The following is a 23,654-nucleotide window of genomic DNA, read 5'->3' as shown; positions in this document are numbered from 1 at the left end:
GCTATTTTTTCTTAAATACGATTATAGAATCTTCTTCTAAAACACATTCGAAACCAAAGTTAATCAAAGAGTCCTTTGAAATAGAATTGTTAAGGGCGATAATTGTAGAAGTAGTGGAAATCACTTTTTCAAGATCATTCTTATAATGTGCATCAGAAATTAAAATAGCATCGTATTGATTTGGGAACGCCAATTCGAACTGATCCAAATATGATATCTTTCTTTTTGTAACGATATAATTGGTTTTTGAAACCGCTAGTTTTTCTTCATCGCTATTGTATGAAGTAATTTTGCGTTGTGGTTCCTGCAAGGCCAATAAAACATCAAGTTGTCCGTAATCACTAGACAAATGCAATATTTTGGCTTTGGCCGAAAGATGCTTATTGAGACGATAATAAGTTTCGATATTTTTTTTCAAATCAGTTTTTACACTATTTACAATCTCTGTTTCTTTATAATCAAAACTATGAAGCACCATTTTTTTAAAGTAATCCGGACGTTCTAATTTTTCACGGATTTTGCGATATTCTTCTTTAAAGAAAACGCTTATTTGTTTTGTTCTTTCGGTGTAATTTTTCCCGAAAGAAAAATTATCAGGCGCAATTCTTTCTAAAATAGTAATTGTAAGATTGCTGTTATGAATGACAAAATCGCCTTTTGGAATTGCTTCTGATGCGCCGTGAATTACAACAGGAATAATATCCAGATTAAATTCTTCGGCAAGATAAAAAGCACCTTTATGAAAACGCTTTATTTGATTGCTTTCAGAACGGGTTCCTTCCGGAAAAATCATCAACGAATATCCTTCTTCTACTTTTTGGCGTAAATGTTCGACACCGCCTTCAAGACCTTCTGAAACCGGATAAAATCCAGCTTTTCTTACCGTTCCGCCAAAAATGGGGGAATTGTAAACCCAGTCGTTTACTAAAAATATAATTTTTGGACTCAACATTCCCATTGCCAAAATATCGATAAACGAAGAATGATTGGCAACTATAATAGCAGGTTTATCAAATGTTTCATCAAATTGATTCACCACTTTTTTATGAATAAAAGGATTCGAATACAATACCGATTTCATGAATTTTGAAATGAAATAACGGAATCCTTTCATTTTTGTTTTTTCTTTTATCGGCAGAATCGGCATGATGGTAATGCTAAAAAGTGACATTAAAATTCCGCCAAGTCCATAATAAGCAAACGAAATTATACCGTGAATAAATGTTCGCAAGACAAAAGGCGGATTACCTTTTTTTGAACGATTTGATATAAATAATTTGAACAGAATAGGATAGAAGATAAATGTAATAATAAGTGCTGCAAAAACACCAATTAAGGAAACCAGCGAAATGGATCGTAATGCAGGATGTTCGGCAAAAATCATGGCACCAATTCCTAAAATAGTAGTAATAACTGCCAGAATGATTGAAGTTCTATAAATGGCAATTTCGTTTTTGCCCGAAGTATATTCTTTTTGAAGTGCGCTAGTCATGAAAATGCTAAAATCGACACCGTGACCAAAAATCAGCGTACAAACAATCATACTGAAAATATTCATTTGAATGCCAAAAATCCCCATAATTCCCGCTGTTACAATTCCGGTTAAAGCAATTGGAATACAACTCACGATAACTAATTCTAATCTCCGGAAAAAGAAGAACAGAATTAAAATTACAGCAACAAAAGAATAATTGACAAGCGAATTAAAATCAGTTTTTAAAGTGCTGAAAAAGGTTTCGTTCATTTGCTGACGATCAATCGCTATCAAATTATTTTTGGCTGAAGCCGATTTTACAAAGCGATCTCTTTGTTGTGGCGTAACTTTTACTAAAGTAGAAATCGTGAAAAATCCATTTTTTTCGGTTACAAATTCCTTCAATTGTAAAGCTTGAATTTTTAGATAATCTTGCGCCGAAATTGGTTTGAAACTAACATTTAAATGATCAAAAAAAGCGGTGTAAGTTGTGGGCTTAAAGCCAAGTTTTGAACCTTCGGTAATTAATTGCGATTGTAAAAATTGTTTTTTATTGGCATCCCAAAACGAATTCCATTTGTCGATTTTTTGTTGCTGTTCCTTTTGCGAAAGCATGATTCCACCAACCGAACTGAAATTTAATATTTTGTCTTGCTGTTTCTCTTTTGATAAATCAGCGAAAAGTTTGCTGTTGCTTTGCAAAACTTCTTCCATACTATTTCCGTACGAAGCAACATAAATGGTTTTTGAAGTTAAACTCGTGCTTTCTTCTAAATCCTTTTCGGCAGCTTTAATTTCTTTTGGAACAAAATTTAATTGCGACAAATCGTTGTTGAAACCAACATTGTTATACGTAAAACAGCAAACTATTGTGATTAAGAGGCAAAGACCAATTAAATATTTATTGTTATGAAATGAGAAATGAGCCAATTTGTCGATCCAGTTTTTCTTGTGTTCAAAATTTCCTTCTTTTGGTTTGTACAAATGCGGAACAATTAAAAGCGAGAAAAATGCCGACGCCATAACAATTACAGCAGCAAAAATTCCTAAGTCGTTTAATGCGTCAGATTTTACAAAAAGCAAACATAAAAAAGCAACCGCAGTTGTCGAACTACTCATTATAACGGGCATTGTAATGTCTTTGTACAAAGTTTTTACATCGCTATTGTGTTTGTAATGCGTGAGGATATGTATCGAATAATCAATTGTGATTCCTAATAAGATCGAACCAATTCCAAGTGAAATCGCAGAAATTTGTTCTTTAACAAAATATAAAAACGCCACAGCAAACAAAGCTCCAAAAACTGTTGGAAGAAAAATGATAAGCGGAATCATTATTTTTCGATAGAATAAAATCAAAATCAACATAAGCGTAATCATCGCAATTGTTATTGTTAAGATTATATCACTTTTAATTTGATTGGCATTGGCAACTGCAATCAAAGCCGAACCAAAATAACTTATAGAGGTTTTACTTTTGAATTTTTGGTTTAAATTGTCTTGAATCGATTTTAGTTTTTCGGCAAAAATGGTATTCTTTTCCGTTTCACTCGAGGGAAGATTTGAAGTAATAAACAACAATAATTTCTTTTTATCCTTGGTCATTACAAAACCATTATCTAACGTAAAATCGTCGCCAATATTTAATTGTTGTAATTTTTTTAAAGCGATAAAAGATATTCCAAACGGATCTTGCAGAATAAAATCTTTGGTAATAAATCCGGACGGAGAAATAATCGATTTGTAATTTCCCTGCACAGTTGCTGCAATACTGTCTTTTTGAAGTTTTTTTGCAATAGCATCATAATCCTTATTTTCTAGAAAAAGAGGCAGATTATTGTAAACGAAATCTATAGTTTCCTGAATGTTTTCTTCGTCAACTTTTCCTTGAATTCCTGTTACATAAGGTTTACAGGATTTTGCAACGCTATCTGAAAAAGCCGTTGCCATTTCCTTTAAATCCTCGTTTGTTCCGTTTTTATCCAGTTTAAAAATAACGGTAATTTTATCGGCAAAATTAAGCTGTTTTAAAACTTTTGCAGTGGCATCGGCTTTGTCATTTGTTGGAATTAGCTTGGTAATATCTTCTTCAAATTTAATTTGAGAAGCAAAAAAGCCAAACAGCAAAAGCATCAAGATTGCCAATACAACCGAAAGAGATTTTCTTCGGTTTACAAACAAATGAATGGCGTGAAAATAGTGATGCATTTTTTTATTTTTTTTAGCCACAGATTTAAAGGATTATATTTATTTTAAATCTTTGTTTTTTCGCCACGAATTCACGAATGAGAATAAATTAATTCGTGAATTCGTGGCGAAAAATTTGTATAAATCCTCTAAATCTGTGGCAAAATATTTTAATTATTGTTGTTTTTTCTTAGAACTAAAAGCGGTTAAAAGTAAGTAACTCAAAAAACCGGCAGACAGCGCAGAAACGGATGCTAAAATAAGACTTCCAACGATATATTGCGTTGCATTTTTCTGAATATCATCGAGTGTGACAGAACTGTCTAAAATTAATGGCGCATCATTGGACACAAAATAACTTCCCATTTTTAAAGAACCATAGATAACAAAAGGTATAAATGGCGGAAAACTCACATTTGAAGCCAAATAAGCGATGACTTTATTGAGCTTAAACAATGCGGCAAATGTAAAAAGCAACACGGTTTGAAATCCCCAAAAAGGCGAAATCCCAATAAAAACGCCCAAAGCAATTGCCGCCGATTTTTTGAAATTTGAATCGCTACTTTCTAAAATATCTTCCAGAAAGAATTTTTTAAATCCTTTTTTTTTAGCGTTTCTTAAAAAATCTCTTGGTTTAATATACAGCAAAGCATTTAGAACCAAAACGGTATTTAGAATGCTAATTCGGGTAAAATCTTGAAAGGGTCTAAAATGCGAAACACGTTCTTCTGGATCGTACAAAATCTGAATAGGAATATTTTTCACCACAATTCCTTTCCATGCAGATCTTACAATGACTTCAATTTCAAACTCAAATTTATTGGTATAAAATTGCTTGGGAATTAATCGCAAAGGATATAAACGGAAGCCAGATTGTGTATCATCTAATTTAATTCCGGTTTCGAACTTAAACCAGAAATTCGAAAATTTATTTCCAAAACTGCTCTTCTTTGGCACATTTTCCTGAGTCATATTTCGGCTTCCAATCAATAAAGAATTAGGCTCGTTTTGAATCTCAGCAATAAATTTCGGAATATCAGTAGCAAAATGTTGTCCGTCAGAATCGATCGTAATGGCATATTCAAAATTCATTTCGATTGCTTTTCTAAAACCATTTCGAAGCGCTCTTCCTTTTCCTAAATTTTTAGGATGATGAATTTGCGTTAATTGCGAATATTGTTTTAGAATTTCGCTGGTTTCGTCTGTTGATCCGTCATTAACAATAATGACATTTGTAGTGAAATCTAAAATAGAATCCAGCACTCTTTTTAACGTTTTCTGATTGTTGTATGTGGGAACAATGACACAAAAATGGGTCGAATTAAGTACGTCTTGCTGTGGTATTGTAGGTTTCATTTGGAGATTTTCTTTAGCTTACTTCACAAATTGTCGCTCTTTTTCAGAGAAACTTTTCGATTGTAAAATAAAGTTTTTTAGATATTCTTTTAAACTTGCATTTTGCTCAGCATAATGCTCAGTAATGTATTTTTTATCTTCTTTAATGTTTTTTTTATAACCCGTAATTCCAGGCACATTTTCCTGAATACTTAAACGAATCATTCTAATTTCGATATTGTTGGGTTCACTTTTTATAGTTGATTCAAGTAATGTTGCACCTTCTTTAAAGCGATCCATTTTATCTTTCAATTTCTTTTCAAACTTCGAATCTAACAAAATAGAAGCCGCTTTGTAAGCTACTAAAATTTTATCGTCGTTATTTGAAATACCAGTAAGTTTTCCGGAAAATTCTTTGGCATTTGCCTCAGATTTTGACACATCAGCATACATTTTTCTAATGCTCGCCAAATCTGGTGTGCCGGCAAAACTAATCCATAAAAGTATTGACAATAATAACTTCATAATTATATTTTTTTGTACACATTGCTTAGTTTCAGCGCAACAGTGTCGTTAAAATAAGTCGTATTTTTTACTTTAACCAAATCTTCTTCGGTTGTCGTAATCTCAAGTTCTAAACGTAGTTCCGGAGTTACCTCAGGATTAATAAGTGCCATGAATTTTACATTTGATAATGTCTGAATAATCAAAGTACTTTTAGTAATCGCTGCTGTAAGTTCTTTAATAATCTGAATCATGCAAACTCCTGGCATAATTGGATTTCCTGGAAAATGACCTTTAAAAACTTCATGTTTTTCGTTGATCAAAATCGTTATACTATATTTAGAATCTCCTGTTTTTTCTTCTGAAAGAACGTTGTAAAAATCTTTTAAAACCATAATTTTTTATTTACCAAAAGGATATGAAATACCTAATTGAAAACTAATATTTGTATTATAATCAGCCAACCAAAATTCATCATTGTCTCTGCTGCTTTCATAAATATCGCTATCTAAAACATCAACTAGCCCTTTTTTAAATCGAGCTTCAAATGTTAATCCAGATTTCAATTTATAAGCAATACCCATTATAAAGGCCAAATCGACGTCAGATTTTTGATAAAGTAAATTGTCCTGTACTCTAAAGTCTAAAGTTGGACCTACCTGAAGCTGAAAACCACCATTAAAAGTAAACTTATTAATCATAGCTAACGAAAGATAGTCAATTTCTAAATTTCTGGATTCGATAACATCCTGACCATTATTATAACGAATAATAGTTTTAACATTATCAGCACCCTGTTGACTATATGTGATTTCGGGTTGTAAAGTGTAAAACTTAGTTAATTTGATTTCGCCAAAACCACCTACATAAAAATCTGTTTTATAATCAGAACGTATATTTGAGAAATTAGAGAACGAAGCTCCGGCTCTTAAACCCGGTTTAAAGGTTACCTGAGCACTCATTATACTTGCAAATAAAAAAAAGGCAATTACGGTTATTTTTCTCATTCTTTGGTTGCTTTAAGTTTAGGTTTAGTTTAAATTTTACTCTGATTTAAAATGGTTAAGCTCAATTTTTAACTTAATGTTTTGATGAATAATCTGAATATTCTCGGCAAAAATATTGTTTTTTGAACTAAATTTTATTGTAAATTTTTCTTTTGTTTTAGAGCAATGAACGACTTTTTCTAATTTGCCTTCTTTTTTAGAGATAAAAAGGTAGTTATCTCGCTTTCCATCTTTAGATTTATAGATGTTATTGGATTCATTTTCAAACTGTTCCTCGATTAGATATTCTTTTTTAAGAAGTAAACGAAAATCTTGTTTTAAAGTATTAATCAGGATTTTTCGATCTAATTCTGATACAATCGAATTAACTTTGAAACTCTTATCAGAAATTTCAAAATCCATTAATTTATTGCCAAATTCAGTAGTGAAAACAATTCGGTGTAAAGTGTCATTTATTTTTTTTGCAATAAAAATTCCCGACAACTCATTTCCATAAACCGTGATATTAGTTTTATAAACATAATCTGTTTTTGAATCTGAAAAATACGGAACTTCTATAGCCGTTTTGTCTAATTTTTTAGGAATGTAGTTTTTTGTAACAGAGCCACAAGAAACCAAAACAATCGCCAGTAAGCAATTAATTAGTAAAAACTGAATCGTCGATTTTTGCATTGATTACTTTATTTTTAAGTACAATTCGAGTATAATCCTCAGATGATTCCAGCAGTTTTACTTGAACCACAGTTGATTCTTCTTTATCAAAAGTAAGTTCGATTTGTTTGATGTATTTTTTTAGCGTTGCGTCTTTCGGAATAAACTTTGCTAGATTTTGTCCTTTCAATTTAAAATACGAAATCGTAAATTCTTTGTCGTCAAACATATTTCCGCTTACGCTTCCCACGATTAATTTATTGATACGGCCAAAAATTTTACTGTTGCCAATATCAACCGCACTTTTCTTTCCTTCGTCGTTAATCAGGATTTTTCCGTTTTTAAAAACAATAGTATAATTGTATGGTTTTTTATATTGCCATTGCAGTAAACTAGGTTCTTTAAAAATCATTTTACCAGAAGTTTCAATGTCTTTCGATAAAAAATCCAAGTGTTTGTATTGAATAAAATCAGTACTCAAAGTTTTGATTTTTTTTGATACAAGATTTACATCTTGTTTAAAAGAAGCAATTTCTGCATCAGACATTTTCTGTTCCTGAGCAAATAAATTGCCTGAAATAAATAGAATTAATAGTGCTATTTTAGTTTTCATATTTTTTTAGAAATTATGCTTTAAATTTCTTGCCACAGATTTCACCGATTAAAATGATTAGAAAAATCCGTTTAAATCTGCGTTTTCGCTTTAGCGAATCCGTTTTATCCGCGTTCAATTTCATAAGCTTTAAGATTCAAAAGTTCTTCAATCGAAATCACTTCGTAATTACTGTGCTCTAAAAATTGCAAAAACTGTTCCAGTACCAAAACAGAGTGCGGAGCAGTGTCGTGCAAAAGTACAATTCCGCCTGGAGAAACACGTTTTTTAATTCGGTTCAAAATCAAATCCTGATTTTTTGTTCCACCGTCAAGCGAACGAATATTCCAGCCAATAACTTTATGGTTGGTTACTTTTAAAGCTCTCCTGATCGATGGCGTCGTTACACCATAAGGCGGACGAAAGAAATTTATTTTTTTAGAAGTGAACTTTTCCAGAAGTGCATCTGTTTTTTGAAGTTCCTCGATTATAGTTGATGCATTATAAAAATCAAAAAAATTAGAATGAGAATACGAATGATTTCCAACTAAATGGCCTTCGTCTATAATTCTTTGAAGAATTTCAGGATGCTTTTCAATATTTTTTCCGATGCAGAAAAAAGTGGCTTTTGCGTTGTGTTTTTTCAGCAATTCTAGAACCTCCAAAGTAAATTCACTTGGTCCGTCATCAAAAGTAAGTGCGATTTTTTTTTCTTTTTCCGATGGATTATTGCAGTAAACTTTTATATGATAATTGGATGAAATTATCGAAGAACCAATTGCATTAAAATTGAACCAAATGAAAATTATTAAAACAAACCACCAAATATTTATTGCTATATAAAAATTCGAAAGAAATAATAAGAGCAAGACTAAAATGAAAAAAAGTGATATGTTTTTGTGCGTTATCATTTTGAGATCAAAGTAAAACTATGATTTTTTCCATTCAATTGATTGTATAATAAAATGTTACTATAAATCGGTTTTTCGACTGAATTAACTTTTACAATTTCAGGGATTTCCTGAGTTTTGATCACTTTAGAAGCCATCCATAATGCAAAAGCCGAAGCCGTATCGTATTCGCCACTTAAATGTTTATAATACAATTGAGGTATTTTTGCAAAAGCATTTTCGGCAATATTTTTATAATAAATATCAGAATCAATATTTCCGTTAAAACCTAAAACCACAGCATCAAGATCTGAAATCTCTAGATTATTAGCTTTTAGAAATGCAGTTATTTTGGCTTCAACTTCGTTTTCTTGTAAAGTATTTATGATTTCAACATCTAAAATCTGAGCATAGGTATTTTCTTTTTTCTCGTTTTCTAAAACAAAAAAAGCGGCACCTTCGCCATAAATAGCGCCAGTGGATGTTGAGTTTAAAATGTCGTTGGGTAAATTATTTTCGTCCTTAACACGTCCTGCGAGTTTAAAAAGAGAAATGGTATAATCTCCGGTTTCGTCGATTCCGCCAACTAAAATCGAATTGGCTTCGTTTTCTTCGATTTGCATTTTGGCATCTAAAAGTGCCGATTCAAAAGAAACAGCTCCATTTACATAAGTAAAATTATAACCCTTGCATTGTAATGTTAAAGCGATTTGAGCGCCAACTGTATTATGCGTTGATTGAATAAATGCTGTTGGAGTTAAAAACTCTTCGTTATTATCGAGAATGTTTTTCAGGAATTTTTCAGAATCTTCAATGCATCCCAAACCAGTTCCCGTAATAATGGCATCAATATTTTCCAGATGTGCATCTTTTAAGGCTAAAGCCGAAGCTACAATTCCGTTTTTTACTCCTTTTGCCATTCTTCTGCTGGCAGCAGGCGAAATATAATCTTTGTAAATCGGTGATACTATCGAAAGTACGGTTTCATTTTTGTGCTCAATTGCTTCTTCTAAAAAAACGGTATCAAATGTTTTTTGAGTCGAAATACAACCTACTCCATTTATATATGTTTTTTTCATGTTAGCTTTTTGAGAATATAAGGGTTGAACAATTTCCTCCAAAACCAAAAGAGTTGGATAAAACGTGTTCGATAGTTTTGTTTTTCAAAGAAGTTTCTGGCTGTAAATCAAATTCTTCCATAGGGTTTTCGAAATTCAAATTTGGATAAACCACATTATTCTGAATTGCCAAAACACTGTAAACGGCTTCGATTGCTGCCGCTGCTGCTAAAGTATGTCCTGTAAAAGGTTTGGTAGAACTAAAATCCGGAACTTTTATGTCTTGATAAATTCTCAACAAAGCTCTTCCTTCAGATAAATCGTTGTTTGGAGTTGCTGTTCCGTGCACGTTGATGTAATCAATTTGCGAAGGTTTTAAGCCCGAAACTTCAAAGGCTTTTTTCATCGCTAAATAAGCGCCATCGCCATTTTCTGAAGAAGCAGTTTGATGAAAAGCGTCGTTTGCATTTCCGTAACCGGAAACTCTTGCCAGCACTTTTTTATTCTGTTTGGCAACAATTTCATCCGATTCTAAAACCAAATATGCTGCTGCTTCACCAAGGTTCAATCCTTTTCGTTCATTGTCAAAAGGTTTATTGAAATCGTCTGATAAAATCATCAAAGTTTTAAATCCGTTAATCGTGAATTTAGCCAAACCATCGGCTCCGCCAACAATTACACGATCTAGTTTTCCGGTTTTAATTAGTCGCGCGCCCAGCATAATTGCGTTTGCGGCAGAGGAACAAGCGGTACTTATAGTAGTAACAATTCCTTTTAAACCTAATTCCTCGGCAATTTTCTCAGCAACATCTCCTCCGTCATGGCAAGCAATATATTTGACAAGTTCAGGGTGTTCGAAATAATCGTAATAATGCTTTTCAGTCATGTCCATTCCGCCTACGCTTGTAGCCGAAATAAGTCCGGTTCTAAATTCGTTTATCGATGTAATTCCTGCATTTTCAACAGCTTGCTTGGCTGCAATTGTGCCAATCATCGCCGTTCTCGAAAAGTTATTATCTTGGCTAAGTTTCAATTCGTCAACCAATTCGTCGTTGGTTTTTTTAATTTCACCTACCTTAATAACATCGGCATGAACAGTTGGAATATTTGTGATACGAGAAATACCAATTTTATTTTCGATTAACGACGTATAATTTTCCTCGACTGAATTTCCAATCGAAGAGATAATTCCCATTCCGGTTATTGCAACACCTTTCATTTTAGACTTCTTAGATTTTTAGACTTGCTTAGATTTCTTTATTAGACTTGCTTAGATTTTTAGACATTAGACTTCTTAGATTTTTTTTAAAGTATTGTCTAAGTTGTCTAAAAATCTAAGTCAGTCTAAGATGTCTATTTAGTTCTGTTAGCGCTAATGTACGCCGCCATAGTTTCGATCGATTGAAAAATGGTTTTACCTTCTTTTGGGTCAACCAATTTAATTCCGTAATCTTTATCTAAAATTACAATTAATTCAAGCGCATCAATTGAGTCTAAACCTAAACCATCTCCAAACAAAGGATCGTTATCAGCAATGTCTTCGATTGCGATATCTTCAAGGTTTAAAGTCGTAATGATTTTATTTTTTAATTCTTCTTTTAATGCTTCCATGATTATTGATTATATAATGTATTGATATTTTCGTTTGTATATTTTGTGTTTTCTTCTGCACTAATGACACAAAGAAATGCTTTGTAATCATCCTTAAAAAATTCTACCCAACCGCACAGAACTGAATCTGCCTTATTTGTGTTTAACAAAACCTCGGAATAGTTCAACAGAAACTCCGAATTGAAAGCATCAAATATAAAGAAAGAATTTTCACTTTTAAGCTGATGACGAATACTTATTTCGCCCAAACAAATATTTGGTAAAGTATAAACAAAAACCGCAGGACTCGGATAATAATTTTCTTTGTCTGAAATAGATTCCTGATACTTAACATCAGTATCTAAACTTGACGATTTATTGGCCAAAACCAACGCAATATTGTTTTCTTGTTCAGCCGAAGTTATCGGACTCAAAAGCAATTCAGATCCTAAAAAAGCCAATTTGCTCAAAGCATCCATTTTGAAAAACTTCGGGTATTGAATATCAAAATTACGATACGCTTGTTTCGAGAAATCCCCAAAATCTGTTGGTTCAATTTTGAATACAGAAGTTCCGTTCAAAACAATTTCGTTGTTTTGGATGGTGATGTAGGATTGTATGTAGGTTTTATTTTGAGTCATTTTATTTTATATAATCTTCTGCTTGATAAGCATCAATAGGAAAATCTTCTTCTGTTATCGATTTATAAAAGAAAGTTCCAATACTCATTTTTAGATCAATGTAAACTTTATTCAAATCTTCAATATTTTCTTCTTCCCAAAGAATGTCATGAAAAATATATCCCACATTCAGTGTTTTAGTATTTACAACAATTGGATCACCATTTGCACCTGAACCAATTATAAGTAAATCTTTTTTATAGATTTCTTTGTTCTCCTTTTCAAGATTTTCTATTCTAATTCTATTTACACAATTAAAATAAATGCTTCCAAAATTTATCTCTTCTTTAAAGGAAAATGCTTTTAAAAAAGTTATTAAATCTTTAGATAGATTTAAGCTTTCAAGAAATTCAATAATTTTATCAGTTACTTTTACTACATCATTTTTGAAATCAAAACCGTGAATTTTTAAAGCTTTTTTAAAAAGGGATTCGTCTATATTCATGATATTTAAATTTTGAACTTATAAAGAAAATTTACAAGTTGGATTTTATCTTTTCAAAAACAACCGCCGTATTACAACCTCCAAATCCGGAAGCCGTCTTCAGGAAATACTCAATCTTCTTTTCTAGATTTTTCTCAATAACATTGATAGCTTCACTAACTCCAATTTCATCAAAACCTTTCGATTCAAAAAGTATATTTTGATTTGCAGATTCTATCGCGATTACCGTTTCCAACAATCCAGAAGCGCCTAATGTATGACCGTAAAATCCTTTTAAACTATTTATTGGAGCGTTTTGTAAATTTAAACGATTTAAAGCAATAGCTTCCATTTCGTCGTTGAACGGAGTTGCGGTTCCGTGTGCGGAAATATAATGGATTTTGTCGGAATTAATTTGAGCTTCTTTCAAAGCATTCTGAATACTTCTAAACAAACCTTCGCCTGTTCTTGAAGGTCCCGAAATATGATTGGCATCGTTTATCGAACTGTCGCCAATTACTTTTATTTTGGCATTTTTGGCTTCCGCCGAAAGTAAAACGGCTGCGGTTGCTTCGCCTAAACTTACTCCGGTTCTATTTTTAGAATACGGTTTACAAGGCAAATCACTCATTGCCTGAAAAGCATTAAATCCAGACAAAACAAATTCTGAAATTTCATCGCCGGCAACCACAAAAATAGTATCGTACAATTCAGACTGAATCATTCTTTTGGCAACAGAAACTGCTAAAATTCCGGAAACGCAAGCATTTGAAACTACAATTGGTTGTGTTTTAAATCCGAAGAAATCCGAAACATTTTTTGCTAAAACATCTAAATGTGCGTTATTGAAACTTTCTTCAGAATTATTTTTTAAAGCCGTAACATTTCCTTTTGTAGTCGAAAGTATAAAAGCAGTTTTCGAATTTAATTCAACTCCTGAATTTTTGATAATTGGCTCTAAAGCCAAGATCATCATTTTCTCTAAACGGGAATATTTTTTTTCTGTGCTGATTTTTTCAAAAGCACTGTTTATTTTTTCATCATTAATAATCGCAGCATAAAACGGCATTGGCATTAAAGAAAGAGCGGAATGCAATTGAATTCCAGATTCACCACGCAAAATCGCTTCGATGTTCGATTCAACATCAAAACCTAAAGGCGTGATACAATTCGTTTGTGTGATATATATTTCTTTTGTCATTTTATATTACGTTGATTGTCAAGATTATTATTCATACTCATAATATCGAGAATCAAAGGATTTCCATTTGTGTTTTTCGTGACCCAATTTTGTGATTGAGTTTTCAATAAGCTCATTTTCAATTTTATTGAAATTAAAATATAAGAATTGGGGCAGTTCTATTTTTTTACCGTTCGCCAAATACAATATTATCGATTTAAAATTCCAAATTTTTATTGGGTACTCTGAAATACTAAAACCTTTAATTTGATTCGTTTTTAGTAATTCTTTTCTACCAGATAAAATTGAAATTTTAAATATACTATTTTCTTCTATTTTGAAATTATATGATTGTTTAATAATAAGAATGGCAAAATGATAAGTAAGGTATATCATAATGATGTTGAATACTATTCCAAAGAAAAATTCAGATAAGTAATTGTTTGATTTAGAATCTTTAATTAATACATAAATCATTATAATAGATAATGCTCCAAAAAAGATTGTGAAGATAAATCTTGCTACAAGAATTAAGTAATTGTATCTAGTTTTAAATTGATTCATTTCTTTTACATTAACAACCCAACTTTTCGTTTCCATTCCTCATAAAAAGGAGGATTCGTCAGCATTAAGTTTCCTTCTTTATCTAAAAATACCTGAACGGTTTCGCCAGTGCAGGCAATTTCGCCTTGAGCGTCTAAAATTTTAAAACGATAAATTATTTTGGCAGCAGGCGTATCGACAACTGTTGTTTCTATCGTTACAACATCTCCGTAACGCAAAGACAATTTGTGTTCGCATTTTGATTTTACAATTGGTGTTGTAAAACCCGTTTTGGCAATATCCAAATAGGTGAGTGCGTGTTGGCGTCCAAAGGCTTCGCGTCCATCTTCAAAATAGGTAATATAATGGCCGTGCCAAACGATTCCGAGTGGGTCAGTTTCGTTAAAACGAATTCTGATTTCGTGCGAAACGGTTAAGTCTGTGGCTTCGTTATACTGTTCTTTTCTTTTTGTCATAAAATAAGGCGATGGATGTTGTGATTATAAAGAACAAAAATAGCAAACTTATTTTTGGAATGATTTCAAGGAAAGAAACGTTGCGCAATAAAACATCATAAAACGCTTCTAAACCCCAATTCATAGGCGATGATTTAGCGATAATCTGCATGATTTTTGGCATTGCAAAAACAGGAACCCAAACTCCTCCAACGGCAGCTAAAATAAGTACACTTGTTGCACCAAACGGAGCCGATTGTTCTTGTGTACTTGCGACAGTTCCTAATAGAATTCCGAAACCTATGGCGGCAAAACCTGAAAATAAGGCGACAATACTCATTAAAAATAAATGTCCTTCGATATTTAGTGGAGGCAAACCAATATGCGGAAACAAGAAAATAGCAACGGCAACCATCATATAAAACTGAATCATACAAATGATTGAATACGTGATTGTTTTTCCGATGATGACAATTAGATTTGAAACCGGATTGGTTAATAATCGAACAAATGTTCCTTGGGATTTTTCTTTTACGATATTTATAGACAAGGGAATTACAATAAAAAATATAGCAAAAAGTGTCCACGCAGGAACGTTATGCTGTACTGAATTTGGCAATACTTCTTTGTTGTTTATCCTTGGAATTATTTCTTTGAATGTAATGAAGCTTTTTTGTTCGAATTGAATATTTCCTTCTCCTAATTGATTTTGAAAAGTGGCGTAAATTGATTTGGTTTCGATTTGTGAAATCATTTTATCAATAGAACTCATAACCGCATTTTTGAAACTCATTTGAACCGCTGGATCAAAATACAATTTCACTTCTTTTTCTTTGATTACTTTTGGTTTTTCAGCTTGCGCGGAAGTATCGGTTTCTGTTAAACCCATTTTGCTCACAATGTTCTCGACATTCTGATCAATTTTGGTTTGTAAATCAATACTTAGATTTTGCGGAATTATAATAGCCAATTGATATTTTCCTTTGTAAACGGCTTCTTTGGCAACTTCTTCGGTAATTGGTTTGTTGTCGATTTGTGTGATAACACTAAACAAATTGCTTTTTTCTAAGTTCTCAAAAACGGATTTTGAGACTGAACCGTTGTCGTTATCTACTAATAAAATGGGAATTTTATTATCGCTAATCGTTTTAAAAGCACTGTCCTGAATTAAGGTTACTGTAATAACCAAAACCAAAGGCATGATAAACAAAATGATCAAACCTCCTAAATCTCGTTTGAGCAACAAGAATTCTTTTACGACCGACATCCAAATTTTATACATCATCTCGCAACTCTTTACCGGTTAATGAAATAAAAACGTCTTCTAGATTTCTTGCATTTTCAGTAGCATCAATTAAAGCCTTTGGAGTTCCTTTGGCATAAATTTGACCTTGGTCTAAAATGGCAATATTGGTACAGAAATCTTCGGCTTCGGCCAAATGATGTGAGGTGTATATAATGGTAGTTCCGTTTTGGTTTAAAACTTTCAAATAATTTATAATGGCATTTTTAGAATGAACATCAACGCCAACGGTTGGCTCATCTAAAAACAAAACTTTTGGGTTGTGCAAAATTCCGGCGATTAAATTTACTCGGCGCTTCATACCTCCGGAAAAGGTGTCGATACGTTTGTCGGCAAATTTTAATAAACCCAAAAGATCTAAAGTTTCGATTACCTTATCTTTTAAATGATTGCCTTTTAAGCCGTACATACTTCCAAAATAATGCAAATTTTCTCTCGCCGTTAATGTTGGATACAAAGCATATTCTTGCGGAACAACTCCAATAATTTTTTTAATTTTTGAAGCATGATTGGAATAGTTTAGGTCGTCAATACTAAAGTGCCCGGAAGTTGGTTTTATCAATCCGCAAAGCAAGGAAATTAAAGTAGTTTTTCCGGCACCATTTGGGCCCAATAATCCAAAAATCTGACCTTGGTTAATATCCAACGAAACACTGTTCAAAGAATACATTTCTGCATCTTTGTACTTTTTCGAAAGGGATTCTATTTTTATAATGGATTGCAAAATATATATTTAGCTAATTGCTTTTTTTAGTTTTTTGAAAAAGATTTCTTCTCTGTTGGCAATACTCAAAAGTTCATCGGCAATGGCATTGTAAGCATCTTCTTTGGCGCTTCTGTTTTTGTAAATTCTGGAAGCTTCTACAGCAAAATCTCTCCAGGAATCTCCAATTTGAGTCATTTCTTTCGAGAGCACTTTTAATTCTTCATTGTTTAAAATAACCGAAGCTTCTTGTAAAAATGCGGCATATATAAAACGAAAACCTCCGCCACCAGTTCCTATTTCTTCCTGCATACGAACCATTTGGGCAAGGTAATGATTGGCTTTTCTAACACCGTGTTTCAATGGCCATTTTCTAATTTGTCGAGAAACCATTTTAATTCCGCGAACACCAACAATTGGCATTGGTGCCAACATATCGCGACACGTATTTTTGATTCCTTTAATAATGGCACTTTTTAAATCAACATCTTTTGGAATCTGAATTGGATAATACATTTGTCCTCTTGGAGCAAATGCACCTTTGGCAAAACGCACTTTGTCTAATTCTTCGTGTGTCAAAGTGGTAACGGTTTCCATTACGGGATCGCTAATTAAATAATCGGTTTCGGTTTTTCCGTAAACGACTAAATTGTGTGCGTTAAAATGGAAACGGTATTCATCAGGAAAATAACTTAAATGATAAACGCCAACTTGTAATCCGGTTGGGATATTATTTTTTAGATTTTCATCTAATGCTTTATTGGCATTAACTGTTGATGAAAATTTTTGTCTTTTTATTTTTAAATTTAAACGGTTGGCAACTTTATTAAAAATTTGTCCAGGCAAAGTTCTGTAACTAATTGCTGGCGCATGATTTACTTTTAAAAAAGGTAGGTACACAAAAAAAAGTCCCGAACCAATTCCAAAAACCATAGGTTCGCTGATATTGAGTCCGCTATTTTTTAAGAGGTTTGAAGCTACTCCATTTTCACAATGAGCAGATTGATGATGTGTAAAAGTAACTTGCATTAATCTGTTTTAAAGTTTTTTAAATCAGCTATTGAAATCTCAAAAGCGTCGGCATATTTCTGTAAAGTTTTATCGCTTAATTTGGCAAAAACAGTTGGTTTAAAATGTCTTTTTACACGCCATTTCCACATTTCTACATAACCTGCAAGAATGGTAAGATCCATTTTATTGAGTTCCATATAATAACAAATTGGACTTAATTCGCCAGTCTGAACTTTTATTTTGGCTTCTTCCGCACGTTCTTTTATATCATCAATTGCGTTAGAAAGTGCAATTGCTTTTGGTTCCCAACCCGTGCTTAAAGCGGTTGTATAATTGCCATTTTCATCTGTAGCATAAACAAGTTCTTTGAGGTTCTTTTTGCTTAAATTTCCATCGTGCTGAGGTACATTTTCTTTTTCCATGACGGTTTTTTATTTTCGATCAGAATTATGTTGTTGTCGAAACTGTCTTTTGAATAAACAAATTAATTTCGCATTCTAAAAGTAGTTTGTCTTCAAATAAACTTTCGCAACTCATTGTGCATAAAGTATAATCGTCGCCAATAAATTTCGAAACCAGATTTGCTTTGGTAATAATGGTATTACCAGTTTTTGGTAGCGAATGTATTTTCAGATTTTTTAAAGCACTGATAAAACCAATTACATTTACGTTTTCATTTTCTGTTCCGTCTTCTTCAAAAAAATACTTTTTGCCTACAATTGCAGAACAGGTTTGTGCTGTATTTTCGATTAATCCGGCTTCGACAAAAATGTTATTATCAACAAAAATGTTGTCTTCTTTTATCAGAAATGTCGTTTCTACAAAACTTGAATTTATATCCAAAATTAAATCTACCATAAGCATTGGCGCCCGGTGCGGTAGATAATTTTGTATTTCAACTCCAATCTTCATAGGTATATTATTTTGCCAAAACGGTTTTCATTTGTCCGCGGGCAATTTCTTCATTATTTAAAGTAGTCACAATATCAACCAAAGTTATTCCGGCAAATTCTTGCAGAATAGTCACGGCTGATTGAATTGTATCGTCGACTTTTGGGCATTTTTTTATTTCAATATCTTTTATAGAGCCAATATAACCTGTTGGTGCGGTTTCGTTTTTCAAAAAAAACTCATATCCGGTATGCAATGCCACAGATTGTGCCATATGCTCGATTATACCTGCTTCCAGAAAAGAATTATTCTCAACAAAGATATTGTCGCTCTGAATTTTTAAACCGGAAACTAATGAGGTTTCGGTATAAGAATACATTTTATCGACCATTACAAAAGGAAACTTTTGTGGCAATAAATTTTCGACGGCTTCTTTATTTAATAGAGAAATTGTTTCCATTAGCAAACGGTTAAATAGGCGTAGGCAAAAGAGAATCTTCCGCTTTCCGGAACTGATAATAAAATGCGATCTCCTTTTTTTAGTTTACCTGAATACATTAATTCTTCAAGCGCAATATAAATTGAGGCCGAACCTACGTTACCAACTCTTAAAAGGTTCATAAACCATTTTTCTTCGGCAATATCGACTCCTTTTTCTATTAGTCCTTTTCTTAGTCCTTCTACAAAAAAGTTAGAGGAAACGTGTGGTAAAAAGTAATCTATCTGATCTGCCGTGATATTGTGCTTTGCCATTGCATCGCTCATACTTTCGACACCTTTTGGAAGGATAAATTCGTCTAATATTTTTACATCTTGTTTTACCGCAAATACAGATTCGTTTAACCATTGCTCTGGTTTGTAATCGCTCCAGGCTTTGATTTCTCCGTTTTCTAGTTTATCTCCACCAGCATACATACAAGTTTCTAATTCGAATGCATAAGAATAGGCTTCCATCCATTCAATTTTTAATGAAATTTCTCCGCTTGGTTTATTTTCTAATAAAAATGCTCCGGCTCCATCAGACAACATCCAACGTAAAAAATCTTTTTTGAAGGCAATTATAGGTTGTTCTTCAAGGTTTTTTAAATTAACAATTTCGTGATTGTATTTTGGAGAAGAAAGCCATGTCGAAACTTTTTCTGATCCTGTACAAATAGCATTTTTAGAGTTTCCTGATTTTATCGAAAGAAAACCATATTTAAGCGCATTCATTCCAGAACAGCAAATACCCATTGAAGAATTTAATTCTACAGATCTGTTCTTTAATAAACCATGAACCATTGCAGCATGTGACGGCGCCAAAACATCAGGCGATGAAGTTCCGCATGAAAGTACTTCCAAATCCTGATCTGTAAAGTTTTCATCAAATAGTTGTGCAACGGCATTGCGTGTTAACTCTGCATTACTATGTGTGCTTTTTCCGTTTTTATCTACAGCGTAATAACGGTTTGTAATTTTATTATTACGCAAAATAATACGTCTTGCCTTTGAGGCAGTGTCATTTATCAGACCTAAATAATCTTCCATTTCGTCATTTGAAACAGCTTCATTAGGCAAATATTTTGCGGCTTTGGTAATATATACGTCAAACATAATTAAATTTCGTGTGCTAAACTCCTTGATAATATTGAGTTTCTTTTTTTATGGTTTTGAACTTGAATGGATAGGTAATAAGATGCAATATATAGACTATTGGTGAGATTAGCCATATCGCAAGGAATAAATAAACATAAAATATTTTAAGAAGCGTTTTCCTGTTTTTTTGATTCTTATGAATGAGATTTGACCATTTATTAAAAATTTTATTGGCGGTTTTATCTACTGTAACTAAATATGGACTGATTTTTACAGCACCTATTTCGGTTAATTTTGGCTGTAAATCGCCAAGTTTATTTTGTTTAAATTCTGAAAGTATGATTTCTCCAAATTTATCTGACTCCTGAATATCTTTATCAGAAACTCCGGGAAGCGGAAAAAAGCCGAGATATTTTTTCTTTACACCAGAAAACATCCAATTTACAATCGTGATTACGCTAATTAAATTTCCAACGCGATCTACTAATGCAACATTTCCAACCAATTTTGCATTTGCATCACGCAATAAAACTTTAATTTTTTCTTGCGCCATGACCCACATATTACGAGAACCATTAATAGTTATAACGGGAGTATTGTTTAATATTGTTTTGGCTTCCGGACTTTTTAAAAACGAGTTGATTGGAATTGATGGTGATAAAAACCAAACTTGGTAATGAAAAAGAATTAAATCAAATTTTGTATTTAAAATCTCTTCTGAAACTGGTTTTAACTTTGTTGGAATTTGTAAAAAAGATTCTGGAAAGGCATCAAAAAAAGAAGCTTTATTCCAAGGAAACGGAAATGGTTTCTCTAATTGTATTTCGTGAAAAGTTACTTTTATATCCTCTGAATTTAGAAATGGTTTTGCAATATTTTTCGCAATAGATTCCAGTTGTCCGGATTGAGAATAATAAATAACGAGAACATTTTTCATTTTGGTTATTTGCTTTGGTGGTAAACAAAAATAAGTAAATTTATTTAAACGAATTTTCTTGTTTAATGGATTAATTTTTCGCCACGAATTACACGAATTTTCGCAAATCTATATGTGGCAAAAAAAGGTATAAAAACTGTATCTTGAGAATTTACAAAATAGAAAGCGATTACTAATTAGTGAAAATTCGTGTAATTCGTGGCGAAAAAACTAGCTTTTCAAATCATTCCAAAAATCGAAATAATTAAACCATTGTAAGGGATATTTTTGCAGAATACTTTCAACACTTTTTATATATTCTTTTAGTAAAGCTTTTTCGTCACGATGTTTTACGGTTGCTTCGCGCGCGTATAAATGATAATGAAGGTTTGGTTCTTTCATTACATAAACAAATACAACTGGAACTTTTAATCTTGAAGCAATTAAAAATGGACCTGCAGGAAAATTTGCTTCTTTACCCAGAATTTCTTCAGAAATAGATTTGGTACCTTCAAAATAGCGATCGCCGGTAAAACAAACCAATTCGTTGTTTGCCAAAGCTGCATTTATCTCAAAAATATGAGACAAATCGTCTTTGATAATTATGAATTTTACGGTGGGTTTTTGGGTAACGCTTTCGAGATAATTCTTGATCGCCGAATGTTCTAAATCAGTGGTCACTAAATTGATTTGAAAATCAACATCAATATCGCCAAGAAAGTGCTCGGCAATTTCAAAATTACCTACGTGTGCGCTAATTAAAACACCGCCTTTTTTCTCGGCTAGCAGTTTTTTTAGCACTTCGATTCCATCAAATTCATAGGTGAATTTATTTCGCATTCCTGCCGAAATGGAAATTTTATCAATAATGGTTTGTCCAAAAGTATAGTAACTTTTGAAAACCATTTTTTTTGTTTTAAAATTGGAATATTGAAGTCGCTCTTTAAAATAATAAGAAATAGCGCGATTGCTTTTCTTTAAGAATAAAAAGTAGTAAGAAGCAACAAAATAAAGTAAGCCGTAAGCAGCTTTAACACCCGCTTTTTGTATTAAAAAAACGAATATTTTATAGCCTAAAACTGTCCCTTTTGATTTGCCATCCCATTGACTCATTAAGCAGTTTTGGCTTTTATTTTGGTTTCGATAAGGTCATAAAAACTTTGAAAATCAGCGATTCCAACAAAATCAGCTTCAACCAGTTTTACACCAAAGTTAGATTCAATTGAAACTACTAAATCTACATAATCTAAACTATCTAACCCAAGTGTGTCTTTCAAATTAGCATTCGGCTCAATGTCGTCATTGTCTACTTCAAATTCATCAACCAAAAAACCATTAATTCTTGCTATAATCTCTTCTTTATTCATTGTTCAATTTAAACTTTTTAACCACCAACGCAGAGTTGGTTCCTCCGAATCCGAAGGAATTGGACAAAAATATGTCAATTTTTTTGTTTAAAGTAGTTTTGACCAAATTTAATTTAGAAGCATCTTCATCTGGATTATCTAAATTGATGTTTGGTGCAATAAAATCATTTTGCATCATTAAGATAGAATATATAACTTCGCTTGCTCCGGCCATCCAACATTCGTGACCTGTCATTGATTTGGTGGAACTTACATATGGGTTTTTTTCGCCAAAAACTTCAAAAATTGCTTTCGCTTCATTTCCGTCTCCAACCGGAGTTGAGGTTGCGTGAGCATTTATGTAATCAATATCTGTAGCTTTTAGTTGTGCATCGTCAAGTGCTCGTTGCATGGCTATAGACGGGCCTTCGACGTTTGGAGTTGAGATATGTCCTCCGTTTGATGAAAATCCGTAACCTACAACTTCGGCAATAATATTGGCGCCTCTTGCAATGGCAGATTCGTAACTTTCGAGAATTAAGGTTGCGCCACCACCACTCGGAATTAATCCATCGCGATCTACATCAAAAGGACGAGAAGCCTTTTCGGGCTCGTTTTCTCTCTTCGAAAAAACACCTAAACCATCAAAACTACTCATCGCATATTTGTTGATTTCTTGTGCTCCTCCGGTAATAATGATATCTTGAAAACCGCTTTTTATTAAAAAATAAGCCAGTCCAATAGAATGTGAACCGCTGGCACAAGCGGCACTAATAGTAAGATTGATTCCACGAAGTTTAAAAATTGTAGAAAGATTCATTGTTACCGTAGAATTCATTGACTTGAAAATTGCTCCGGAACCTATTAAAGCGGTGTCTTTTTTCTCGCGTACAATATCTGTGGCGTCAATAATAGCTTTTGAAACACTATCATTTCCGTACATAATTCCAACTTCACGATTATCGAAAAAAGCATCATCTATATTGGCATCTTTCAAAGCCTGAATAGTTGCCATATATGCATATTCTGTTTCTTCGCCAATACTCATGCGTTGTCTTCGGGTCAATAAATTTTTCAAATCGGCTTTAGGAACCATTCCGGTCAAAGCTGATTGGAAACCAAATTCTTTTCTTTCAGAATCAAATTTAATACCTGATTTTCCTTGGTATAAAGATTCCTTTACTTCCTCTAGAGAAGTTCCAATACAAGAATAAATTCCCATTCCAGTAATTACAACTCTTTTATTCATGTTGGTATTTCAAAGTAATTTTAGTCAGTGACGTAATTTTTTCTAACACATAGAAACTAGTTACAAAGTTCTTTTTTTAAATCTCGCAAA

The 23,654-nt window shown here is 32.6% G+C and carries 27 protein-coding genes; all 27 read right to left on the bottom strand.

What is annotated here, in order from left to right; all coding sequences use genetic code 11:
* Window position 1 precedes the first annotated feature (1 nt).
* A complete protein-coding gene (locus IW18_RS19235) occupies window positions 2–3,682 on the bottom strand; it encodes a 1-acyl-sn-glycerol-3-phosphate acyltransferase (protein WP_041519860.1) in 3,681 nt (1,226 codons plus the stop codon).
* Window positions 3,683–3,835: 153 nt separating this feature from the next.
* A complete protein-coding gene (locus IW18_RS19230) occupies window positions 3,836–5,017 on the bottom strand; it encodes a DUF2062 domain-containing protein (protein WP_041519800.1) in 1,182 nt (393 codons plus the stop codon).
* A gap of 18 nt (window positions 5,018–5,035) precedes the next feature.
* On the bottom strand, window positions 5,036–5,521 hold the full coding sequence (locus tag IW18_RS19225; protein WP_041519799.1) for a hypothetical protein: 486 nt from the start codon (window positions 5,519–5,521) through the stop codon (window positions 5,036–5,038).
* Window positions 5,522–5,523: 2 nt separating this feature from the next.
* A complete protein-coding gene (locus tag IW18_RS19220) occupies window positions 5,524–5,895 on the bottom strand; it encodes a hotdog family protein (RefSeq protein WP_041519798.1) in 372 nt (123 codons plus the stop codon).
* 6 nt (window positions 5,896–5,901) lie between these two features.
* The gene (locus IW18_RS19215) at window positions 5,902–6,507 is read right to left on the bottom strand and encodes an outer membrane beta-barrel protein (protein WP_041519797.1); all 606 of its coding nucleotides are present in this window, start codon (window positions 6,505–6,507) and stop codon (window positions 5,902–5,904) included.
* A gap of 36 nt (window positions 6,508–6,543) precedes the next feature.
* Complete coding sequence (locus tag IW18_RS19210; protein ID WP_041519796.1) at window positions 6,544–7,179, bottom strand: hypothetical protein; 636 nt, start codon at window positions 7,177–7,179, stop codon at window positions 6,544–6,546.
* The gene (locus IW18_RS19205; protein ID WP_041519795.1) at window positions 7,145–7,771 is read right to left on the bottom strand and encodes an outer membrane lipoprotein carrier protein LolA; all 627 of its coding nucleotides are present in this window, start codon (window positions 7,769–7,771) and stop codon (window positions 7,145–7,147) included. Before IW18_RS19205 ends, IW18_RS19210 begins: the two co-directional genes overlap by 35 nt.
* 104 nt (window positions 7,772–7,875) lie before the next feature.
* Complete coding sequence (locus IW18_RS19200) at window positions 7,876–8,661, bottom strand: polysaccharide deacetylase family protein (RefSeq protein WP_041519794.1); 786 nt, start codon at window positions 8,659–8,661, stop codon at window positions 7,876–7,878.
* On the bottom strand, window positions 8,658–9,719 hold the full coding sequence (locus tag IW18_RS19195; RefSeq protein WP_041519793.1) for a beta-ketoacyl synthase N-terminal-like domain-containing protein: 1,062 nt from the start codon (window positions 9,717–9,719) through the stop codon (window positions 8,658–8,660). Before IW18_RS19195 ends, IW18_RS19200 begins: the two co-directional genes overlap by 4 nt.
* 1 nt (window position 9,720) lies before the next feature.
* Window positions 9,721–10,917, bottom strand: coding sequence for a beta-ketoacyl-[acyl-carrier-protein] synthase family protein (locus IW18_RS19190; RefSeq protein WP_041519792.1), 1,197 nt, complete (start codon window positions 10,915–10,917; stop codon window positions 9,721–9,723).
* 134 nt (window positions 10,918–11,051) lie between these two features.
* On the bottom strand, window positions 11,052–11,309 hold the full coding sequence (locus IW18_RS19185) for a phosphopantetheine-binding protein (protein WP_017496902.1): 258 nt from the start codon (window positions 11,307–11,309) through the stop codon (window positions 11,052–11,054).
* A gap of 2 nt (window positions 11,310–11,311) precedes the next feature.
* Window positions 11,312–11,929 carry a 3-oxoacyl-ACP synthase gene (locus IW18_RS19180; protein ID WP_041519791.1) on the bottom strand — a complete coding sequence of 206 codons (618 nt, stop codon included), beginning with the start codon at window positions 11,927–11,929 and terminating at the stop codon, window positions 11,312–11,314.
* 1 nt (window position 11,930) lies between these two features.
* Window positions 11,931–12,413 (bottom strand): hypothetical protein, encoded by a 483-nt coding sequence (locus tag IW18_RS19175; protein WP_041519790.1) that lies wholly within the window; start codon window positions 12,411–12,413, stop codon window positions 11,931–11,933.
* 31 nt (window positions 12,414–12,444) lie between these two features.
* Window positions 12,445–13,593 carry a beta-ketoacyl-[acyl-carrier-protein] synthase family protein gene (locus IW18_RS19170; RefSeq protein ID WP_041519789.1) on the bottom strand — a complete coding sequence of 383 codons (1,149 nt, stop codon included), beginning with the start codon at window positions 13,591–13,593 and terminating at the stop codon, window positions 12,445–12,447.
* Between the two features lie 27 nt (window positions 13,594–13,620).
* On the bottom strand, window positions 13,621–14,136 hold the full coding sequence (locus tag IW18_RS19165; RefSeq protein WP_123902568.1) for a hypothetical protein: 516 nt from the start codon (window positions 14,134–14,136) through the stop codon (window positions 13,621–13,623).
* A gap of 5 nt (window positions 14,137–14,141) precedes the next feature.
* On the bottom strand, window positions 14,142–14,591 hold the full coding sequence (locus IW18_RS19160) for an acyl-CoA thioesterase (protein ID WP_041519787.1): 450 nt from the start codon (window positions 14,589–14,591) through the stop codon (window positions 14,142–14,144).
* A complete protein-coding gene (locus tag IW18_RS19155) occupies window positions 14,566–15,855 on the bottom strand; it encodes an ABC transporter permease (RefSeq protein WP_041519786.1) in 1,290 nt (429 codons plus the stop codon). The genes IW18_RS19160 and IW18_RS19155 overlap by 26 nt, the downstream gene beginning before the upstream one ends.
* Window positions 15,845–16,543, bottom strand: coding sequence for an ABC transporter ATP-binding protein (locus IW18_RS19150; protein ID WP_041519785.1), 699 nt, complete (start codon window positions 16,541–16,543; stop codon window positions 15,845–15,847). Before IW18_RS19150 ends, IW18_RS19155 begins: the two co-directional genes overlap by 11 nt.
* Window positions 16,544–16,606: 63 nt before the next feature.
* The gene (locus tag IW18_RS19145) at window positions 16,607–17,605 is read right to left on the bottom strand and encodes a BtrH N-terminal domain-containing protein (protein ID WP_041519784.1); all 999 of its coding nucleotides are present in this window, start codon (window positions 17,603–17,605) and stop codon (window positions 16,607–16,609) included.
* Window positions 17,605–18,009, bottom strand: a complete 405-nt coding sequence (locus IW18_RS19140; protein ID WP_041519783.1) for a hypothetical protein — start codon at window positions 18,007–18,009, stop codon at window positions 17,605–17,607. The genes IW18_RS19145 and IW18_RS19140 overlap by 1 nt, the downstream gene beginning before the upstream one ends.
* 25 nt (window positions 18,010–18,034) lie before the next feature.
* Window positions 18,035–18,499, bottom strand: coding sequence for an ABC transporter permease (locus tag IW18_RS19135; protein WP_041519782.1), 465 nt, complete (start codon window positions 18,497–18,499; stop codon window positions 18,035–18,037).
* A gap of 7 nt (window positions 18,500–18,506) precedes the next feature.
* Entirely contained in the window at window positions 18,507–18,938 is a 432-nt protein-coding gene (locus tag IW18_RS19130) for a hypothetical protein (RefSeq protein WP_041519781.1), read from the bottom strand.
* Window positions 18,938–20,071, bottom strand: coding sequence for a beta-ketoacyl-ACP synthase III (locus IW18_RS19125; RefSeq protein WP_041519780.1), 1,134 nt, complete (start codon window positions 20,069–20,071; stop codon window positions 18,938–18,940). Before IW18_RS19125 ends, IW18_RS19130 begins: the two co-directional genes overlap by 1 nt.
* 16 nt (window positions 20,072–20,087) lie before the next feature.
* Window positions 20,088–20,990: an NADPH-dependent FMN reductase family protein gene (locus IW18_RS19120; RefSeq protein ID WP_041519779.1), complete on the bottom strand. Its 903-nt coding sequence runs from the start codon at window positions 20,988–20,990 to the stop codon at window positions 20,088–20,090.
* A 210-nt stretch (window positions 20,991–21,200) separates the two neighbouring features.
* Complete coding sequence (locus IW18_RS19115; RefSeq protein WP_041519778.1) at window positions 21,201–22,082, bottom strand: LpxL/LpxP family acyltransferase; 882 nt, start codon at window positions 22,080–22,082, stop codon at window positions 21,201–21,203.
* Window positions 22,082–22,336, bottom strand: a complete 255-nt coding sequence (locus IW18_RS19110) for an acyl carrier protein (RefSeq protein WP_041519777.1) — start codon at window positions 22,334–22,336, stop codon at window positions 22,082–22,084. The genes IW18_RS19115 and IW18_RS19110 overlap by 1 nt, the downstream gene beginning before the upstream one ends.
* Complete coding sequence (locus tag IW18_RS19105; protein WP_041519776.1) at window positions 22,329–23,564, bottom strand: beta-ketoacyl-[acyl-carrier-protein] synthase family protein; 1,236 nt, start codon at window positions 23,562–23,564, stop codon at window positions 22,329–22,331. Before IW18_RS19105 ends, IW18_RS19110 begins: the two co-directional genes overlap by 8 nt.
* Window positions 23,565–23,654 lie beyond the last annotated feature (90 nt).

The organism is Flavobacterium hibernum (assembly GCF_000832125.1).
Classification (GTDB): Bacteria; Bacteroidota; Bacteroidia; order Flavobacteriales; family Flavobacteriaceae; genus Flavobacterium; species Flavobacterium hibernum.
Note: the sequence above shows the minus strand (reverse complement) of the source record. Positions and strands in the feature narration are given on the sequence as shown.